Source organism: Cyclobacterium lianum (assembly GCF_900143075.1).
GTDB lineage: Bacteria > Bacteroidota > Bacteroidia > Cytophagales > Cyclobacteriaceae > Cyclobacterium > Cyclobacterium lianum.
This window is the reverse complement of the sequence record NZ_FRCY01000006.1, coordinates 256786-275183: the sequence shown is the minus strand read 5'-3', so window position 1 is coordinate 275183 and position 18398 is coordinate 256786. Positions and strand designations below refer to the sequence as shown.

Sequence of the window (18398 nt, the reverse complement as noted above, 5' to 3'; positions counted from 1 at the left end):
CAGTTATATGAAAAACAAGTACTTTGACATCCATGCACCCGTATTTTGGCCCTCAGTAGCCTTAATCGTCCTGTTTATTGGCGTTACTTTGTGGGTCGGCGAACCTATGGCCCTGGTTTTTACCGATATGAAAACTTTCATCACCGACAAAACCGGTTGGTTGTTTATCATTGCGGTCAATACCTTTATCATCTTTTGCTTTTTTCTCGGATTCAGTAAGTATGGTGCCATTCGTCTGGGGGGCAAGGAGGCCCAACCGGAATTTTCTACAGGCGCCTGGTTTGCGATGCTGTTCAGTGCCGGTATGGGCATAGGGCTTTTGTTCTGGGGGGTAGCCGAGCCGGTTTACCACTATGCTGTTCCACCTTACGGGGATGCATTTACTCTGGAAGCCGGAGAAAGAGCAATGAACCTTACCTTTCTGCACTGGGGTTTTCACGCCTGGGCCATTTATGCTGTGGTAGGGCTGTCTCTGGCATTCTTTACCTATAACCGCAAGCTTCCCCTTACCATTCGTTCGGTTTTCTATCCTTTACTTGGAGAACGGATGAATGGCTGGATGGGCAATGTCATCGATGTTCTCGCCGTGCTGGCGACCCTGTTTGGCCTCGCTACTTCCCTGGGGCTGGGGGTGCAACAGGTGAGTGGCGGCCTTTTTTACCTTTTTGGAATTCCAAACACCGTAACCGTACAGGTATTACTGATCACCGGTATCACATTGATTGCTACCATTTCTGTGATTTCAGGCATTGATAAGGGAGTCAAATTCCTCAGTCAATGGAATGTGAGAATCGCCGCGATTTTATTGATTTTTGTGCTTATCGTGGGCCCCACCTTATTTATCTTTCGCAGTTTTGTCCAGAACATGGGAAACTACCTCACCAGTATCATAGAGGTTTCAACCTGGACAGAAGCTTACCGGGATAATGGCTGGCAGGGCGACTGGACCGTTTTTTATTGGGCCTGGTGGATTTCATGGTCCCCATTTGTCGGGATGTTTATTGCGCGCGTCTCGCGGGGACGTACCATTCAGGAATTTATTTTTGGAGTTTTACTGGTACCTACCTTGCTGACCTTCCTGTGGCTTACCGCTCTGGGTGGTTCCGCTATCTTTCTGGACATGCAGGAAGGACTGGCCAGCGGCAGCCACGTACTCTCAGAGACCATCACCGAGGATGTTTCCCTTGCCTTGTTTGTATTTCTTGAAAATTTCCCCTTTAGCGGTATCGGATCCATCATCGGGATCCTGTTGGTGACCAGTTTCTTTGTGACCTCTTCTGATTCCGGCTCCCTGGTGATCGATAGCATTACTGCAGGAGGGAAGCTGGATGCTCCGGTAGGACAGCGGGTGTTCTGGGCCACGACCGAAGGTGCGGTGGCGGCCGTTTTATTGATCGGTGGAGGCTTGACAGCCTTGCAGACCGCTGCCATCACCACCGGCTTGCCATTTCTGGTAATATTGGTAGTGATGTGCTATTCTCTGCAAAAGGGATTGCAGCAGGAGTATGCCCGTCTCAGCCAATATGATAAAGAACTGGATCGTAAATCTTACGAAAAACGATTGTCAGATGTGATTATGAAAAAACTGGAAAAAGAAAAAAAATCATGAAAGAGCTAAAAAAGATAGGCCTGTTTATAGATCTGTCCGACCTGGACGAATTGCTTTTGCACTACATTCAGAAACTGGACGAAAAGTTTGATTTTAAAGAACTTACCCTGATCCATTTTGTAGCCCTGGAAGAGGTCTCCAAGGAAATCGGTGACATGTTACCCTATCTGGATAAATCGCTGAATGAAATCCTGGAAGAGGAAGCCATGGAAAAAGTAGAAACGGTTTTCAACGAGAGAAAAAGCAGTATCAAGGTAAAGGTCTACTCTGGCGGGCAATTGGATCAATTGGTAGAATGGGTAGACGGGCAGAAATTTGATCTGGTACTGCTGGCGAAGAAATCGATCCATGGGGGTACCGGTATTTTTAGTAGCAAGGTGGTTCGGCTTACTTCCTCCCATACCCTTTTCATTCCGGAGACCTCAAAAGCGTCTATACAAAAGATTGTTTTACCACTTGATTTTTCGGATTACTCCGAAGACCTGGCGTCAATGGCCAAAATTCTTTCCAGGCATACCGGGGCCGTGATTCTACCTCTGCATGTGTTAAAAGTAGGCATGCAATACTTTCCATACATACGCAAACCCTCCGAATTTCAGGAAGCACTTGAAAAAAAGGCCATTTCGAATTATGCCAAGCTTAAAAAGAAAGTGGGGCTGGAAGAAGATCTTGAGCTGATCAAAGGAGAGGACGTACCGGTGAGCAGGAGCATTTATGATTATTCTATCCGCAAGGGGGCAGACCTGATTGTAATAGGTAACAAAGGAAAAACAGATGATGACACATTGCTGATCGGCTCGGTAGCAGAAAGACTGATCGCCTCAGATAAGCATCTTCCGGTATTGATTGTCAAATAATGCAGTAGTTTGCTGAAAAGTATCGTACTTTTGCGCAGCGAAGGATTTTTGGCATTTAATAAATACGTATGCAAGCCGACCTAAAAATTGCTGTGCTTATAGACGCAGACAACGTACCATCCAATCAGGTGAAGGAAATGATGGAGGAAGTAGCCAAATATGGAAACCCTACCATTAAGCGAATTTACGGAGACTGGACCCGGCCGCAGTTGGGGAAATGGAAAAATGTATTGCTCGAAAACGCAATCAATCCCATTCAGCAATATGGCTATACCTCAGGCAAGAATGCCACCGACTCTGCCATGATCATAGACGCCATGGATATACTCTACGCCGAAAAGGTAAATGGATTTTGCCTGGTTTCCAGTGATAGTGATTTCACCAAACTGGCTACCCGCCTTCGGGAGGCTGGCTTGCTGGTCATCGGAATGGGAGAGAAGAAAACTCCGGACCCCTTTATCGTAGCCTGCGACAAGTTTATCTACCTGGAAATCCTGCAAAAAGATGCTGATGGTACAGATGACAGCAAGGAGGTTCGGAAAGAGAGGCCGCAGGTCGATAAAATTAATCCCAAGCTAATACGGCTGATCGCTTCAACCATATCTGACCTGGCGGACGACGATGGTTGGGCATTTATGGGCGATGTAGGCAACCTTTTGCAGAAAAAGCAACCTAATTTTGATTCGAGGAATTATGGTTTTCAAAAATTAACGCCCCTGATCAACTCTATCAGTAAATTCGAAATCGACCAGCGGGAAAACCAAAAGGGCAAGTACAAGTTGATCTATGTGCGCAACAAGGGCTGACCTTCTTCCGGCGAATCGTTTTTGGGCAAGGTGAAATAAAATACGGTCCCATCACCGGGATTTGACGCTACCCAAATACTGCCACCCAGGTTAGTAACAATTTTTTTGACTATCGCCAGCCCTATCCCGGTACCTTCATAAGCCTCGCGATGATGCAAGCGCTGGAACAAGACGAAGATTTTTTCAAAATAAGCCGGATCGATTCCGATACCATTGTCTTTCAAATGGAACTGCCATTCCCGCTGGCAGTCCTCTACGCCAAGGTGAATCTGGGGAGGAACGCCGGGTTTTGTATACTTCAATGCATTGCCGATAAGGTTTTGCAGCAATAAGAAATAGAAGCTGGAAGGTCCCCGAACCACCGGCAATGAGTCGCCGGTGACTTCAGCTTTTAGTTTTTTTATTTCCGGCTCAAAGGTAAGTTTGATTTCAGCCAGGAGTTGGTTAAAATCTACCGTTTCATGCTCGTTACCGGTTTTCTCAATTCTGGAGTAGGCCAGGAGGTCCAGGATCAGACGGCGCATGCGGTGCGCTCCATCTACTGCGAATTTGATGTAAGTCTTGCCTTTCTGGTCCAGCAGGTGGGTATACTTCTGCTCCAATAACTGAAGAAAGCCGGTCACCATTCTCAACGGCTCCTGTAGATCGTGCGAAGCCACATAGGTAAAATGTTCCAGCTCCTTATTTTTTACCTCAGTATCTGCCAGAGATTCCTTCAATTTTTCCTTTTGCCGGGTGAGCGCTTTTTCCAATGATTTTTGCTCCTCCAGACTTTCCCGCAGGCCTTTGAAAAGCTTAGGTATCAAAATAGAAAACATGGCACTTAAAAAAATGAGGTTTGCGCTTATGGCGATCCAGGATTGGAGATCGACGGTGGACGAGAAATAATTCTGCTGGAGATCTGTCTGATAAATCATCCATCCAAAGAATACACAGGACGCCAGATTCAGGGCAAAACTCAGGAAGGCATACTTGTCAGGCAATACCAGCAACATGAATATCGAAACCGAAAGCAGGTACAGCAAACCTGGGCCGAAATTACCCAGAAAGTAAATCAGAAAAATACCAGCCAGATAGGTGATCCCGATAAAAATCCACTTTCTGACAGGCAATGGTATGCCCGGGACGATTGCAATCAGCATAAGACCGAAGAAGGCCAATCCATCAAAAAGCATGAGCGCCCAAAAAGCAGATTTATAGGAGAGATAGAGTCCGGGAATAACCGCAATGGTACACAGTGGCAGGACAAAGACGAGTGCCGAAACGAATAGGTAATCTCTCCAATAACTCAAGGTCCCTGAGGGCTGGTATGGGTCAAGACAGGTTTTTAGAATAAACTTTCGATACTGTTCCCACATGATTATCTTTGGGGGCTTTTATTCATCAGCTCTTTTGTTCGTAGCGCTTGTCCTATTTTAAAAATAGATGCTGCTCCATTCAGGTAAAAAAATGTACCCTTATATCGCTTCCCTACTGACAGTAAAATTAGAGAAATTAAATGGCTTATCTATATCTTTCTACCCATTTCTGTGGGCATCTGTATATAACGGAGAGCAATGGAATTGGCCTACCTACCGGTTGACCGGTATCTGTCAGAAACCTGAATCGTCAGTCTCGGTTTTCAGGGAGGGTGTAAACGGTAGGAAATTCAGTCCAGGCCTGCCAACAAGTAAGCTTGCGACTGGAGTTGTAGCGGCATTTGCTCAAAACAGGTTGGCACTGCATATTTTGGGCTAAAGCCAAAAGAAAGCCAGGGACCGGTGCTGGTTATGAAGAAAAAGGATGCTGGGGTACACCTGGAAAGTTTTCTTTTAAAAAGATGTAGGCTACCTTTATCTCTGGCGTAAGCTGACAGGAACAAAAAGCGAAGCGTCTTCCATTTGGTTTTTTTGAGTTCAAATAAATTTACCTATTTGTGTGAAAAGTAACGTAGGAATCTATTCACTTCTCCTGGCAATAGCCGGTTTCATATCTTTGGAGGCATCCTTACATTTAGGCTGGGTGGAAGGACCGTTTTGGCGGATATTGACCACCGGCTTCGAGGCCGGCACCATTGGCGGCCTGGCAGATTGGTTTGCGGTGAGTGCGCTGTTTTATGAAATACCCATTCCTTATGTTCGAAAGCATACCAATATCATTGTAAAGAACAGGGAAAAGCTGACTGAAGGCATTGTAGAGTTGGTGGCCACCAAATGGCTTTCTCCGGAAGTGTTGCGCGAAAGGCTGGCGAATGTTCAGATAGCAACTTCCCTGCTGAAATCCCTGGAGACAAAGGAGAATGTCGGGAAATTGCTTGATTTTATCCGGCTTGTTCTGCTGCGCTTTGCCGGAGAAATGGACCATCCCAGGTTGCCGGTGATTATTCAGAAATTTCTGAAAGACCGGCTACACCATGTAGATATTGCGGGGCCATTGGGCCGATGGCTGCGTGAAACCATTTCTGAAAAGAGGCACCAGGGACTGATGAGTATGGCGCTGCATCAGTTTTCCCTTTCCATACAAGAGCCTGAGACCAGGACGCTGGTATTGGATAAATTGAAGGAAGCACTGAACGCCTACGCCAAAAAGGACTGGGTGAAACGGTCTGCAGTCTGGCTGGGCAAACAAACCGGCGGAATAGACCCTGACCTGCTTACCGATAGAATTCTTGATCTGGCACTGGTCCTGGTCGCCGAAACCAAAGATGATCCCGACCATCCGCTGCGTCAGAAAATGGACCAGTATCTGCTGGAGTTTGCCACAAACCTGGAAACAGGAGAGGCCCGGTCCCTGGCCTATCTGCATAGCCTGAAGCAAAATTGGATATTGAATGACAAGACCAGGGGGATCATTTCTGAATTGTTGGGTCAATGGAAGGATAGCATTGCTGTCCAGTTGTCAGGCATACATAGTCCTCTCATGCAATTTATTCAAAACCAGGTGATCCGGTTTCTGGAGGAACTTAGAGAGGATGAGGAAAGCAGAGCGAAATTGGACCAGTGGATCAGAGCCAGCGTGAGCCAATTGGTGCATCAGTATCATCCGGAATTGGGGAATATGGTGAGAAGTAGTCTGGGTAAGTTGGACGATAAAGGGATCATGCTGCAAATCAAGGACAAAGTTGGCAATGACTTGCAGTACATTCGTCTGAACGGTGCCGTAGTGGGCGGTTTGGTTGGGCTATTGATAGCCACATTGCGATGGCTCCTGTTGTAGCAGGAAAGAAGATTTCTGATATTTTCATGTCCAGGGAACTTTTATCAGACAAGAGACGGTTCAGTTTCACTTTTATTTTTTTATCCAGCCTGAAAAGCTTATTTTTAGTCGGATTTACTTTTACCTGAACCCCTCATTCTATCCTGTTATGGGCCATAAAGTAGTGAAGATTTTAGAAGAGCCACCTGCTGCAGTTTCGCAGGAAATCTCGGCTTTAAATCAGGTTCTGGACCTGGAGCTGCCCTTTAAAAAGCTGGATCACAACATCCTCATCGCTACATGGAACATCCGTACTTTTGCTGACCTTACCGAAAAATGGGAGGCTGGTGATGGTGATTCTCCAAAAAGGGATTTGCATTCCCTACTTTCCATAGCCCAGATTATTGCCCGCTTTGATATTGTCGCCATTCAGGAAATTAAGGGAAATATCAAGGCCTTTCGACACATGCTGAAAGTATTGGGTAACCACTGGAGTTTTATTCTTACCGATGTATCGGGCGGGAATGAGGGTAATGGCGAGCGCCTTGGCTTTTTATTTGACACCAGAAAAGTGAAGCTCTCCGGACTGGCCTGCGAGCTGGTGGTACCCAATGAAAAGATAGCCAGGATCAAAGCCGGAGCCTTTTCCAGGCAGTTTGCCCGCACACCCTATGCGGTAGGTTTTAAAGTCCAGGACAAGACTTTTGTGCTGGTGAGCATGCATGTGTTGTATGGGAGAGTGCTTTCCGACAGGGAGAGCGAACTGAAAGCCATAGCCGAATGGATGAAGGACTGGGCCATCAGTATGCAGTCCTTTGATCAGAGTCTGGTAGTATTGGGAGACTTTAATATAGACCGTTTAGGCGACCCGCGCTACGAAGCTTTTGTCTCTACCGGCCTTACTGTACCGGAGGATCTCTGGCATGTGAGAAGAACCCTTATCGACAACCAAACCAAATTTTATTCACAGATTGCCTGGTTCGAAAATCACCTGCACATCCCCCGGCTTTCTATCAAATATCTGACAGGTGGAATATTCGATTTTGGACCCCATCTGTTGAAGCACAGAAAATTATCTCCCTTTCAAATGTCCTGGAGGATATCGGACCATCTGCCTTTATGGGCGGAGTTTTCTACAAAGGGCTGATTTTTTAATAAGTTTCGATATATTTACAAATGACATACCATGGAGCAAATGTATTGTAGAGGGCTGCTTATTATCGTTTTTTCGTTATTCTGGGCTTGCGGTCAGCAACCTTCCGCCGATCCGGTGTCATTACAGATCAACCACATCCAACTGATCGGTAGCCATAACAGCTACAAGCAAGCTGTACCCGATAAGGTGATGGATCAGATCAGCAAGGAGAACCCTGATCTGGCTGCTGGTTTGGATTACAGCCATCCACGAATATGGCAACAGTTGGACCTGGGCTTGCGCCTTTTGGAGCTGGATGTCTATCATGATCCTGAAGGTGGCCGGTTCAGTAGCCCCATGGGAGCTGAGCTTACCGGTGAAAAGTTGCCTGAAGGGTTTGATGAGCCCGGATTTAAGGTTTTTCACGTACAGGACATTGACTACAGTAGTCACCATCCCTTATTGACAGATTATCTTGAAGAACTCAAAAACTGGTCGGATTTACATCCCAATCATCTTCCTGTCTTCATCACCTTGAATGCCAAGGATCAGAATTACCCCCAACGGGGCTTCGCAGAAGCACTGGCTTTTGACGAGCAAGCCTTTCGCTTGCTGGATCAGGTGATCATGGCAAAACTTGGAGCCGAAAAGCTGATCAGACCCGTGGATATTTCCGGAACTCAGCGCAGCCTGAAAGAGGCATTAACCGAGAAAGGATGGCCGGATCTGGAGGCGGCCAAGGGCAAATTTGTCTGGGTACTCGATGAGAAGGAGGAAAAAACCAAGACATATCTTTCCAGCCAGGCCGCGGGAGAAAGCGCTGTGTTTTTTGTAACGGTTCCGGAAGATCACCCCATGGCCGGTATCTTTATTCTCAACGATCCTGTGGGGCAGGAGGCACAGATAAGGGATTTGGTCAAAAAGGGATTTCTGGTTAGGACCCGGGCAGATGCCGATACACGGGAGGCCCGGATGAAAGACACACGGCGCATGGAAAAGGCATTTGAAAGTGGTGCACAGTTGATCAGCACGGATTATTATCTTCCTGACCCCAGGTGGGAAGGTGCTTATCAGGTAAGGTTTCCGGACAATTCCTATAGCCGGATCAATCCGGCTTTCTCCGCCAAAAATCTGCAGACATCCTCTTTTCACGAGCATCAAAGCTCGGTCATTGCTTTGGATGCGGAGTCTTTTGCTCTCGCAGAAGCAGCAATGGATCCGCTCATATTGGACGTACGCACACAGGCAGAAGTGGACCAGGGTATGATATCCGATGCCAGTCATATTGATTTTCTCAAAGAGGATTTTGGCGCCAACATAGCCAAACTGCCAAAGAACAAGCCTATTATGGTTTACTGTAAAGTAGGGGGGCGCTCGGCCAAGGCTGCTGATCAGCTTCTAAAAGCCGGATTTAAAAATGTATACCATCTGGAAGGTGGAATTGATGATTGGCAAGCCAGTGGATTTCCGATAGTCAGCCAGGCCGACCCACCGGGTTGATCTTTTGTATATGGAAAAAATGAATACCTGAACCCTTGCCTGGATAAACAGGTGCTATTGTGCATTGGATGTATCATTTTGGCTTCTGCGGCATAACAAATTTATAGCCGCTTGAAACTAAGCGGTGTGATTTGACAAATAGTTCACATACGAAAACCGAGCCTGCCCAGGGCAGACAAGCAGAAGTAAATCGGTACGAAAACGGGTGGTTAGTGATCATGCGAAGGTTCCCTTTCTGCCAACAGGAAATTATCTGAGCATAAAAAATCAAATTAAAAACACATGAAGCTAAAGATTGTCGAAGAAGATCCCTGGTTGGAAGGGTATAAGGAAGAAATTTACCAACGCTGGGTGCGGTTTCAATTGGCCAGAGAGGAATTGGTAAATGTGGAGGGCAGTCTTTCGGCCTTTGCCAGCGGACACGAATATTTCGGGATTAACTTTGATAGTCAGCGTAGGGGTTGGGTGTATCGGGAATGGGCACCAGAAGCCGATGCCCTTTTTCTGATAGGAGATTTCAATGGCTGGGATCGCAGCAGCCATCCACTTGACAAAAACCAATGGGGCGTTTGGGAAATATTCTTACCTTTTGAATCCTATAAGGACCAATTGGTACACAAAAGTCTGGTAAAAGTTCATGTAAAGGGGGGAGGTACCTCCCGTGACCGCATTCCCGCATATATCAAAAGGGTGGTCCAGGATGAGGCCAGTAAGGATTTTTCCGGGCAGCTTTGGTTTCCTGGTCTGGCATTTCAATGGACAGACCATGATTTTATGCCCTGCTATCAGCAGGAGGGGCCCCTGATCTACGAATGCCATGTTGGTATGGGGCAGGAAGAGGAAACCATAGGTAGCTACCTTGACTTTGCCGATAAGATTCTGCCCCGAATACAGAAGCTTGGTTATAACGCTATTCAGCTAATGGCCGTAATGGAGCACCCCTATTATGGCTCTTTTGGCTATCATGTCTCCAATTTTTTCTGTCCCTCGAGTAGGTTTGGTACACCCGAAGACTTGAAATACCTGGTCAATAAGGCCCACAAAATGGGGCTGGCTGTGATCATGGATGTAGTCCATTCCCATGCCGTGCAAAATGTGTCCGAAGGGTTGAACGAGTTTGACGGCTCGGATCACCATTATTTCCATTCGGGTCCACGGGGATATCATGAAGTATGGGATTCCAAGCTTTTTGATTATGGCAAATGGGAGGTCAAAAGATTTTTGCTCTCAAATCTGAAATACTGGCTGGAAGAATTTCATTTTGATGGTTTTCGATTTGATGGGGTGACATCCATGCTCTATTTCCACCATGGACTGATCACCTTCGACCATTTTGAAAAGTATTTTCATAAAGATGTGGATTGGGATGCCATCATTTACCTGCAATTGGCCAATGAGCTGATCCATGAGGTAAAACCCGGAGCCATCTCTATCGCAGAGGAAGTCAGTGGCATGCCGGGCTTGTGCAGGAAGCCCGAAGAAGGTGGGCTGGGATTTGACTACCGCATGGCCATGGGCATACCGGATTTCTACATTAAAACACTAAAGGAAAAGGAAGACGAATCCTGGGATATCCTGGAGTTTTGGAAGGAACTAAGTGACCGCAGGTACAGGGAAAAAACCATAGCATACGCAGAGTCTCACGATCAGGCGCTGGTGGGAGATAAGTCTATCGCTTTCTGGCTGATGGACAAGGAAATGTATTTTCACATGCAAGTGGATGACGAAAATTATATCATCGATAGAGGCATTGCGCTTCACAAGCTATTTCGGATTTTTACCAGCAGCCTTGGCGGTGAGGGATATCTCAATTTTATGGGTAACGAATTCGGACATCCCGAATGGATAGATTTCCCCCGGGAGGGCAATAACTGGAGTTATCAGTATGCACGCAGGCAGTGGAGTCTGTCCACCGACCCCTCTTTGAAATACAGATTTTTAGAAAACTGGGACAAAGCCATGATTCACCTGTTAAAGCAGCACCGGATATTGCCGGAGCCTTTTGCAGAACAACTGCACGCAGACCCGAAAAATAAAGTGTTGATGTACAAAAGGGGTGCGCTGGTGTTTGCCATCTCTTTCAATCCACACGAATCAATACCTGACTATAAGTTCAGGGCTCCGGAAATGGGGCAATACAGGCTCGTTCTGAATTCCGATGACCCTGAATTCGGAGGCTTCGGCCGGATAGACAACAGCATCAATTATTTTACCGATCAAAACCAGTCGCTTAGCATATACATGACGAACCGGACAGCACTGGTTTTCGAACGAGTCGATTGATTTCAAACTTTTATTTGGCAATATCCCGATATTTGGTAAATATTTATAATATGCGTTGGGCGTGAATCTTTTTTACCTAATTTTGTGTCTGGTTTCCAGAAAAGTAGCGTATGGCAATGAATATTGTAATTGCTGGGGCGGGAGATATGGGATATCACCTCGCCGAGCAGCTTAGTTATGAGAATAAAAACATCATCCTTATCGATTTGGATAAAGATGTTCTGGATAATATCGGATCCCGGTTGGATGTAATGACCATAGAGGGAGACTCTGCATCGATTGAGATTCTTAAAAAGGCCAATATCCACCAGGCTGAGCTGATGCTTGCCGTCACTACCTCCGAAAAGACCAATATATGTGCCGCAGTACTTGCCAAGCAATTGGGAGCCAAAAAAGTTATCGCAAGGGTACGTAACCACGATTACCTTTTTCCGGAAAACAAAATTTATTTTGAGAACCTGGGCATTGACTCCATTATTTCGCCATCAATGCTTTGCAGCAAGGAGATTTTACGTTTGGTAAAACGCTCCACTTTTTCCGAGGTGATCGAATTTGAGGGGGGAAAGCTAAGCGTGGTGGGAATAACCCTCGAATACAATTCACCATTGGTGAACAAGAGACTTTCGGACGCTGCCACAGATCCCATTTTTCAAGATATTCGTATCATCGCCATTGTTCGCGACCACCGCACGATCATTCCAAGAGGGGATACCTATATACGTAACAATGACCATGTATTTTTTATATCTAATAATAAATCTGTAGGTGCGGTAAAAGACCTGGTTCAGCACAAGGAAAAAGAAATACACAGCCTGATGCTGATCGGAGGCGATGACCTGGCTTATTCCACCGCTACTGAATTGGAAAACCACTACGCCATTACCCTGGTACATAATGACAAAGAGCGGTGTAAGTGGCTGGCTGAAAGATTGGATTCTACTCTGGTAATACATGGAGATTACAAAAATATCAACCTATTGATCGAAGAGGGATTGGAAACCATGGACGGTTTTCTGGCCATGACCAATAGTTCAGAAACCAATATCATCACCAGCCTGAGTGCCAAAAACCATGGGGTGTACAAGACCATAGCTCATGTGGATACCCGGGAATATATCCATATTTCGCATAGCATAGGTGTTGACTCCCTGATCAATAAAAAACTGGTAGCTGCAAACCATGTAAGTCGCTACCTGGCGAAAGGTAAAGTAGAAGCTGTTTCGGGAATTCATGGGGTGGAAGCCGAATTTGTTCAGTATTTGGTTACAAAAAATAACCGGCTCACCAAAAAGACTTTAAAAGCCCTTCATTTTCCAAATTCAGCCATTGTAGCCGGAGTGATACGGGGAGAGGACGTGTTTATTCCAGATGGGGAATTCAAGTTAATGCTGAATGATAAAGCGATTGTCCTGGCTCTTCCTGAAGCCAAGCCCATTTTGGAAAAACTATTCAACTGACCATGATCCATTACAAGGCTATTCTGAAAGTAATGGGAGGGCTGATGATGCTTCTCGGCATACTGATGTCGCCCAGCATTGCTTTTTCTTATTATTATCAGAGTGGGGATCAAATTACATTGATTGGTTCTTCTTTGATTTGCCTGATCGTAGGCGGCACTTTTTTCTATTCCTTCGCGAATCAAGATCAGAATATCAGAAAACGAGAGGGATACATGATCGTCGCACTGAGTTGGATCATCATGTCGGTATTCGGGATGATGCCGTATGTGTTTAGTGGAAGTATTGTTGCGATACCAGATGCCATCTTTGAGACCGTATCCGGATTTACCACCACCGGAGCTACCATTCTGACGGATATAGAGCAGCTACCTGAAGGAATTCTGCTCTGGCGAAGCATGACCCAATGGATCGGCGGCCTGGGAATCATCGTACTGACGGTTGCAATATTTCCGCTTCTGGGCATAGGCGGGATTGAATTGTTTGTTGCCGAATCCCCGGGGCCTACTTCAGATAAGGTTCATCCCCGGATCAGGGAGACGGCCAAAAGGCTCTGGTATGTGTACGTGGGCCTGACCGTATTTCTGGTACTGCTTTATTACCTGGAGGGGATGTCTTTTTTTGATGCCATGAATCATTCGCTGACGACGATGTCCACTGGTGGATTCTCTACTAAAAATGCAAGCATGGCCTATTTTGACAATCCCCTGATACAGTATACGGCCATTCTGTTTATGTTTTTGGCGGGGACCAATTTTACACTGCTTTACTTTGCCTTTAAGGGACGATTCCGGAGGATTTGGGCCAGTGATGAATTCAGGGCTTATCTGATTTCACTGTTAATTCTGGTTGCAGGCATATCAGTGGCGATCTATTACCTTGTGCCCGGGAATGTGGAAGCAATCTTCAGGGAAGCGATGTTTCAGGTAGTATCGCTGATCACTACTACAGGATATGTCACTGCAGACTATACCGCTTATAGCAATGGCATTACCATCATTTTTTTCATGATGCTTTTCATGGGAGCCTGTGCGGGTTCTACCAGTGGGGGAATCAAATTCATCCGGCACCTTACCTTTGTAAAAAATTCGACACTCGAGTTTAAACGCATCGTGCATCCCCGGGCTGTAGTACCGCTGAAAATCAATGGTCAGCGGGTTACAGGAAAAGTCATTACCCATATCATGAATTTTTTATTGCTGTACCTGATGATATTTGTTTTGGGCTCCATCGTAATGTCTGTCGCGGGGTATGACCTGATCACCTCCTTTGGTGCGGTGGCTACCTCCCTGGGAAATGTGGGACCGGCCATCGGCCGGGTAGGTCCGGTGGATAATTTTGCCTTTTTCTCCCCCTTTGCGAAATTATTTCTCAGCTTTTTGATGTTATTGGGTAGGCTGGAGTTGTTTACCATCCTGGTGTTGTTTACGCCATATTTCTGGCGGGCCAATTGAGTCTTGTCTGACCTGTCCGAAATCGGAGAGGAAAGCACCTTAGCGGATTAATTCGACACCAGGCTTTAGGAAATCCTTTCCAGCTTAATCGTGAAAACCACAATCAGATGAATTCAACAATAATTGCCGTCTTCACCGCGCCCGAATTGGGTTTCAAAGGTAATCCTGCTGCTGTAGTATTTTCATCTTCCGCGCTCAAAGACCAGGTAATGCAGGCAGAGGCTGCAAAAATTGGTATGCCCGCCACCTCATTTGTTTTTCAGGATAATGCGGGTGATTACCAGGTACGTTGGTTTGCCCCGGATGAGGAAATTGATCTCTGTGGCCATGGGGCTGCTGCGGCCGGTATATTTTTGGCAAATAAGGCCAAGGAACAGGAAATCAAGCTATACCATAACGGCGGATCGATTGTAGTCAAACATGAAGGCGATCAATTTAGTATGCGGCTGAAAGCAATTCCTACGCTGGAACGGGTTCAACCGCCCGCCGCCATTCTCAAGGGACTTGGCCTACCCATATTGGAAATGTATCGTACTGCGAATAAACATCTGATCGTAACGGATTCTGAGGAAGCATTGGCAGCGATGAAACCGGATTATGCGCAATTGAGACAGTCTGAAATTTTTGGATATGCAGTGACAGCCAAAGGAGATCAGGTTGACTTTGTGAGCAGGACGCTGGTCCCACATGTACAGCAACTGGAAGACCAGGCTACAGGTTCCTCTCATGCCTTGCTGGTACCCTACTGGTCAGCGAGACTCAACAAAACCAACCTGCTGGCCCATCAATTGAGTCCCCGGGGAGGCCGTTTTTTTGCCGAAATCAATGGAGATGAGGTAGTGCTGTCCGGTACATTCGAAATTGAAAAATGATAGCGCTTTTTGATGACAACTTGTCAGATTGAGAGACTGGTTTTTGATTATTCAAACATTAGATGATAATATTCTAATTAAATCATTTAATCGGCATTTTCCCATAGATATTTTTTTCCTTGGTATAATTATTGCTTTTTTATTTTGCAAAGTTTTTTTTAATCGAATTGTAACGAAATTAAAATACAATGGAATATCGAAAAATTCTCATCAAATACGGTGGGAATGCGATGATCAATCAGGAATTAAAAAAATCCATCTCCGGGAAAATTAAAGTTTTACAAGATCATGGAATTCAGGTGGTTTTGGTACATGGAGGTGGTCCTTTTATCAACAAATCTTTAGAGGAGGCGGGCATCGTGTCGCAATTTTTTGATGGTCACAGGCACACCAGTCCGGAGGCGCTGCTCAGTATCGAAAAAACGCTGAAAGGGGAAGTAAACAGTTCACTGGTAAACCTGCTCAACAGGCAGGGGCTTCAGGCAGTGGGGCTTTCGGGAAAGGATGGCAAGCTTGCCATTGCCCGAAAACGCTGGCATATCGCTGCCGATGAGGCAGGGAAATCGCATCAGGTGGATCTCGGCCAGGTAGGCGATGTGACGGTCGTCAATCCCTTATTGTTAAATATTTTGCTGGACAATGGATTTACACCCGTTATTACCTGCATTGCTTCTGACGAATCGGGCGAGGATTACAATATCAATGGGGATGTTTTTGCAGGTAAAATTGCCTCTGCATTGAAAGTAGATGCTTATATTGTCCTTACGGACGTAGATGGTCTTTATCTGGAATTTCCGGACCCCGATTCCATTCTCAGAGAGGTTAACCTGAAATCTATTCCGCAATATTACGGGAAAGCCATAAAAGGCGGTATGATTCCCAAAATCGAATCATGCACTGCGGCAGTAGAAGCAGGAGTTAAAAAAGCTGTGATACTAAACGGTACCAGGCCAGAACAGATTATATCATATATCGTCAATAAAAAAAGTATTGGAACAACCATAACGCAATAAACATGCAGATTTCAAACGAATATTTATATGAAGAAGATAAAAAACATTACCTGCCTACCTTCAAGCGCTTTCCGCTGGCGCTGATCAAGGGCAAGGGAAGCCGGGTATGGGATGCTGACGGCAAGGAGTACATTGATATGCTTGCCGGAATTGCGGTCAATAATCTGGGGCACTGCCATCCCAAGGTAGTTGCTGCCATTCAGGACCAGGCAGCCGAATTGATGCATATTTCCAATTTCTTTGTCAGTCCACCCCAGGTCGCGCTCAGCAAGTTGCTGGTAGACCTGAGTAAGTTGTCGCATGTGTTTTTGACCAATAGTGGGGCCGAATCGGTAGAAGGGGCCATCAAGATCGCCAGGAAGTATGCATCCACCAAAAACAGGGGTGGTCAAATCATTTCGATGAAAACATCTTTCCACGGTAGAACGCTGGCCACCATTGCAACCGGACAGGCCAAGTACCAGAAGGGATTTGCACCCATTCCTGCCGGCTTTGCCCAGGTGGATTTTAATGATATAAATGCGCTGGAAAAGGCCATTACACCAGACACTGCGGCGGTCATTTTGGAGCCAGTCCAGGGTGAAGGAGGGATCATTCCCGCAGAAAGGGCCTATTTACAGGCGGTGAGAAAGCTATGCAACGAACAGGATGTTTTGCTGATATTCGATGAAATTCAATGCGGCATCGGCCGGACCGGACATCTATTTGCCAAAGACCATTTCGGAGTTCAGCCGGATATCATGACTCTGGCCAAAGGTCTCGGAGGCGGTATGCCGGTTGGCGCATTTCTCTGCAACGAAAAGGTTGGCGCCGCGATTGATTTCGGTGACCACGGCACCACTTTTGGTGGCAACCCACTTGCCTCTGCCGCAGCCCTTGCGACCATCAAGACCATTCTCGAAGAAAATCTTTGTCAGGCTGCAAAAGAAAAGGGCGAATGGTTGATGAAGATCGTCCGGTCCTGGGCAAAAGAGCATCCCATGATCAAAGAAGTGAGAGGTTTAGGCTTGATGATAGGTATCCAACTTGACCGGCCTGCTGCGCCGGTAGTAAAAGCGTTGATGGAGGAAGGGATCATCGCCAATGCTACGGCAGAATCCGTATTGCGCCTTGTGCCACCGCTGAATATTCCGGAAGAGGATCTGGTAAAGGTGCTGGATAAATTAAAAACGATCATTATATCTCATGAGCAAATTGAAAAATAAGAAATTTAAAGCAAGTATCATCGGAGCATCCGGATATACGGGTTCTGAGTTGGCCAGGATACTGGTCAACCATCCCGAGCTGGAGATCGTCAATATCACTTCTGAGTCGCATCAGGGTAAAAGATTTTCGGAGCTGCACGGACAGTTTTCAGGCATAGTAGACCTGGAGCTGGTACGTGCTGCTGATGTGGAAGTATCTGATTTGGATGTCCTGTTTTTGGCCCTGCCTCATGGTGTTTCCATGGATTTTGTAAAAAAATGGGAGAAATCAGGTATCAAAATTATCGATTTGTCCGGGGACTTCAGACTTGCCAGCCCTGAGGTCTACGAGGAATGGTACAAAAAGAAGCATACCTATCCCGAAGGATTCCGCAATGCGGTGTACGGACTGCCGGAGTTGCATGAAGACAGTATCAGAAAAGCCAGTTTGGTGGCCAACCCCGGCTGTTATCCCACGGCTTCCATATTGAGCCTTGCGCCTTTGTTCAACGCCCTGGATGTGGATCCGGCGGGTGCCATCATAGATGCCAAGTCGGGACTTACAGGGGCAGGGGTAAAAGCCAGCAATGTCACTCATTTTTCAAATGTCAATGATAATTTCAAAGCTTATGGTATTGGTAATCACCGGCATACCGTGGAAATCCAGGAACAGCTTTCATTTTTACTGAAAAAATCGGTTAATTTACAGTTTACCCCGCACTTATTACCGGTGGACAGAGGAATTTTGGCTACTGCCTATATGGGCGTAGAGGGAGACATGAGTCAGCAAAAGCTAGATAGCTTATATCAGGATTTTTACCAGGAAAAACCCTTTGTCAGGTTGAGAAATCAGGCACCGTCCATAAAGGAGGTGAGGGGGAGCAATTATGCTGATGTGTATCCCTTCTGGGACGACCGGACCAAAAGAGCTATTGTGATAACAGCGATTGATAATCTGGTGAAAGGGGCTGCAGGCCAGGCCGTTCACAACATGAACTTAATGTTAGGGCTGGAGGAATCTGCCGGACTGGACCAGGTACCCATGCAACCATAA

General features: G+C 46.2%; 14 protein-coding genes. 13 read left to right on the top strand and 1 reads right to left on the bottom strand.

The window, feature by feature from the left end; genetic code table 11:
* Positions 1 to 7: 7 nt before the first annotated feature.
* From BUB19_RS12395 to BUB19_RS12385, 3 genes are all read left to right on the top strand, one after another.
* Complete coding sequence (locus BUB19_RS12395) at positions 8 to 1609, top strand: BCCT family transporter (protein ID WP_073094851.1); 1602 nt, start codon at positions 8 to 10, stop codon at positions 1607 to 1609.
* Positions 1606 to 2466 (top strand): universal stress protein, encoded by an 861-nt coding sequence (locus tag BUB19_RS12390; protein ID WP_073094850.1) that lies wholly within the window; start codon positions 1606 to 1608, stop codon positions 2464 to 2466. Before BUB19_RS12395 ends, BUB19_RS12390 begins: the two co-directional genes overlap by 4 nt.
* Before the next feature lie 68 nt (positions 2467 to 2534).
* Complete coding sequence (locus tag BUB19_RS12385) at positions 2535 to 3272, top strand: NYN domain-containing protein (RefSeq protein WP_073094849.1); 738 nt, start codon at positions 2535 to 2537, stop codon at positions 3270 to 3272.
* Here BUB19_RS12385 and BUB19_RS12380 read toward each other — a convergent pair.
* Positions 3251 to 4630: a sensor histidine kinase gene (locus BUB19_RS12380; protein WP_084097241.1), complete on the bottom strand. Its 1380-nt coding sequence runs from the start codon at positions 4628 to 4630 to the stop codon at positions 3251 to 3253. The two genes, BUB19_RS12385 and BUB19_RS12380, sit on opposite strands and share 22 nt — an antisense overlap.
* Positions 4631 to 5189: 559 nt before the next feature.
* Between BUB19_RS12380 and BUB19_RS12370 the strand changes: the two genes are divergently transcribed.
* The 10 genes from BUB19_RS12370 to argC all read left to right on the top strand — a co-directional run bounded on the left by BUB19_RS12370 (position 5190) and on the right by argC (position 18398).
* On the top strand, positions 5190 to 6467 hold the full coding sequence (locus BUB19_RS12370; protein ID WP_073094846.1) for a DUF445 domain-containing protein: 1278 nt from the start codon (positions 5190 to 5192) through the stop codon (positions 6465 to 6467).
* 148 nt (positions 6468 to 6615) lie between these two features.
* Entirely contained in the window at positions 6616 to 7593 is a 978-nt protein-coding gene (locus tag BUB19_RS12365) for an endonuclease/exonuclease/phosphatase family protein (protein ID WP_073094845.1), read from the top strand.
* 39 nt (positions 7594 to 7632) lie between these two features.
* Entirely contained in the window at positions 7633 to 9081 is a 1449-nt protein-coding gene (locus tag BUB19_RS12360; protein WP_073094844.1) for a Ca2+-dependent phosphoinositide-specific phospholipase C, read from the top strand.
* A 282-nt stretch (positions 9082 to 9363) separates the two neighbouring features.
* Positions 9364 to 11364, top strand: a complete 2001-nt coding sequence (locus BUB19_RS12355) for an alpha-amylase family glycosyl hydrolase (protein ID WP_073094843.1) — start codon at positions 9364 to 9366, stop codon at positions 11362 to 11364.
* A 110-nt stretch (positions 11365 to 11474) separates the two neighbouring features.
* Complete coding sequence (gene trkA / locus BUB19_RS12350) at positions 11475 to 12821, top strand: Trk system potassium transporter TrkA (protein ID WP_073094842.1); 1347 nt, start codon at positions 11475 to 11477, stop codon at positions 12819 to 12821.
* 2 nt (positions 12822 to 12823) lie between these two features.
* Positions 12824 to 14275, top strand: coding sequence for a TrkH family potassium uptake protein (locus BUB19_RS12345; RefSeq protein WP_073094841.1), 1452 nt, complete (start codon positions 12824 to 12826; stop codon positions 14273 to 14275).
* 107 nt (positions 14276 to 14382) lie between these two features.
* Positions 14383 to 15147 (top strand): PhzF family phenazine biosynthesis protein, encoded by a 765-nt coding sequence (locus tag BUB19_RS12340; RefSeq protein ID WP_073094840.1) that lies wholly within the window; start codon positions 14383 to 14385, stop codon positions 15145 to 15147.
* A 188-nt stretch (positions 15148 to 15335) separates the two neighbouring features.
* Positions 15336 to 16160, top strand: a complete 825-nt coding sequence (gene argB, locus BUB19_RS12335; protein WP_073094839.1) for an acetylglutamate kinase — start codon at positions 15336 to 15338, stop codon at positions 16158 to 16160.
* Between the two features lie 2 nt (positions 16161 to 16162).
* On the top strand, positions 16163 to 17365 hold the full coding sequence (locus tag BUB19_RS12330) for an acetylornithine transaminase (RefSeq protein ID WP_073094838.1): 1203 nt from the start codon (positions 16163 to 16165) through the stop codon (positions 17363 to 17365).
* The gene (argC, locus tag BUB19_RS12325) at positions 17346 to 18398 is read left to right on the top strand and encodes an N-acetyl-gamma-glutamyl-phosphate reductase (protein ID WP_073094837.1); all 1053 of its coding nucleotides are present in this window, start codon (positions 17346 to 17348) and stop codon (positions 18396 to 18398) included. Before BUB19_RS12330 ends, argC begins: the two co-directional genes overlap by 20 nt.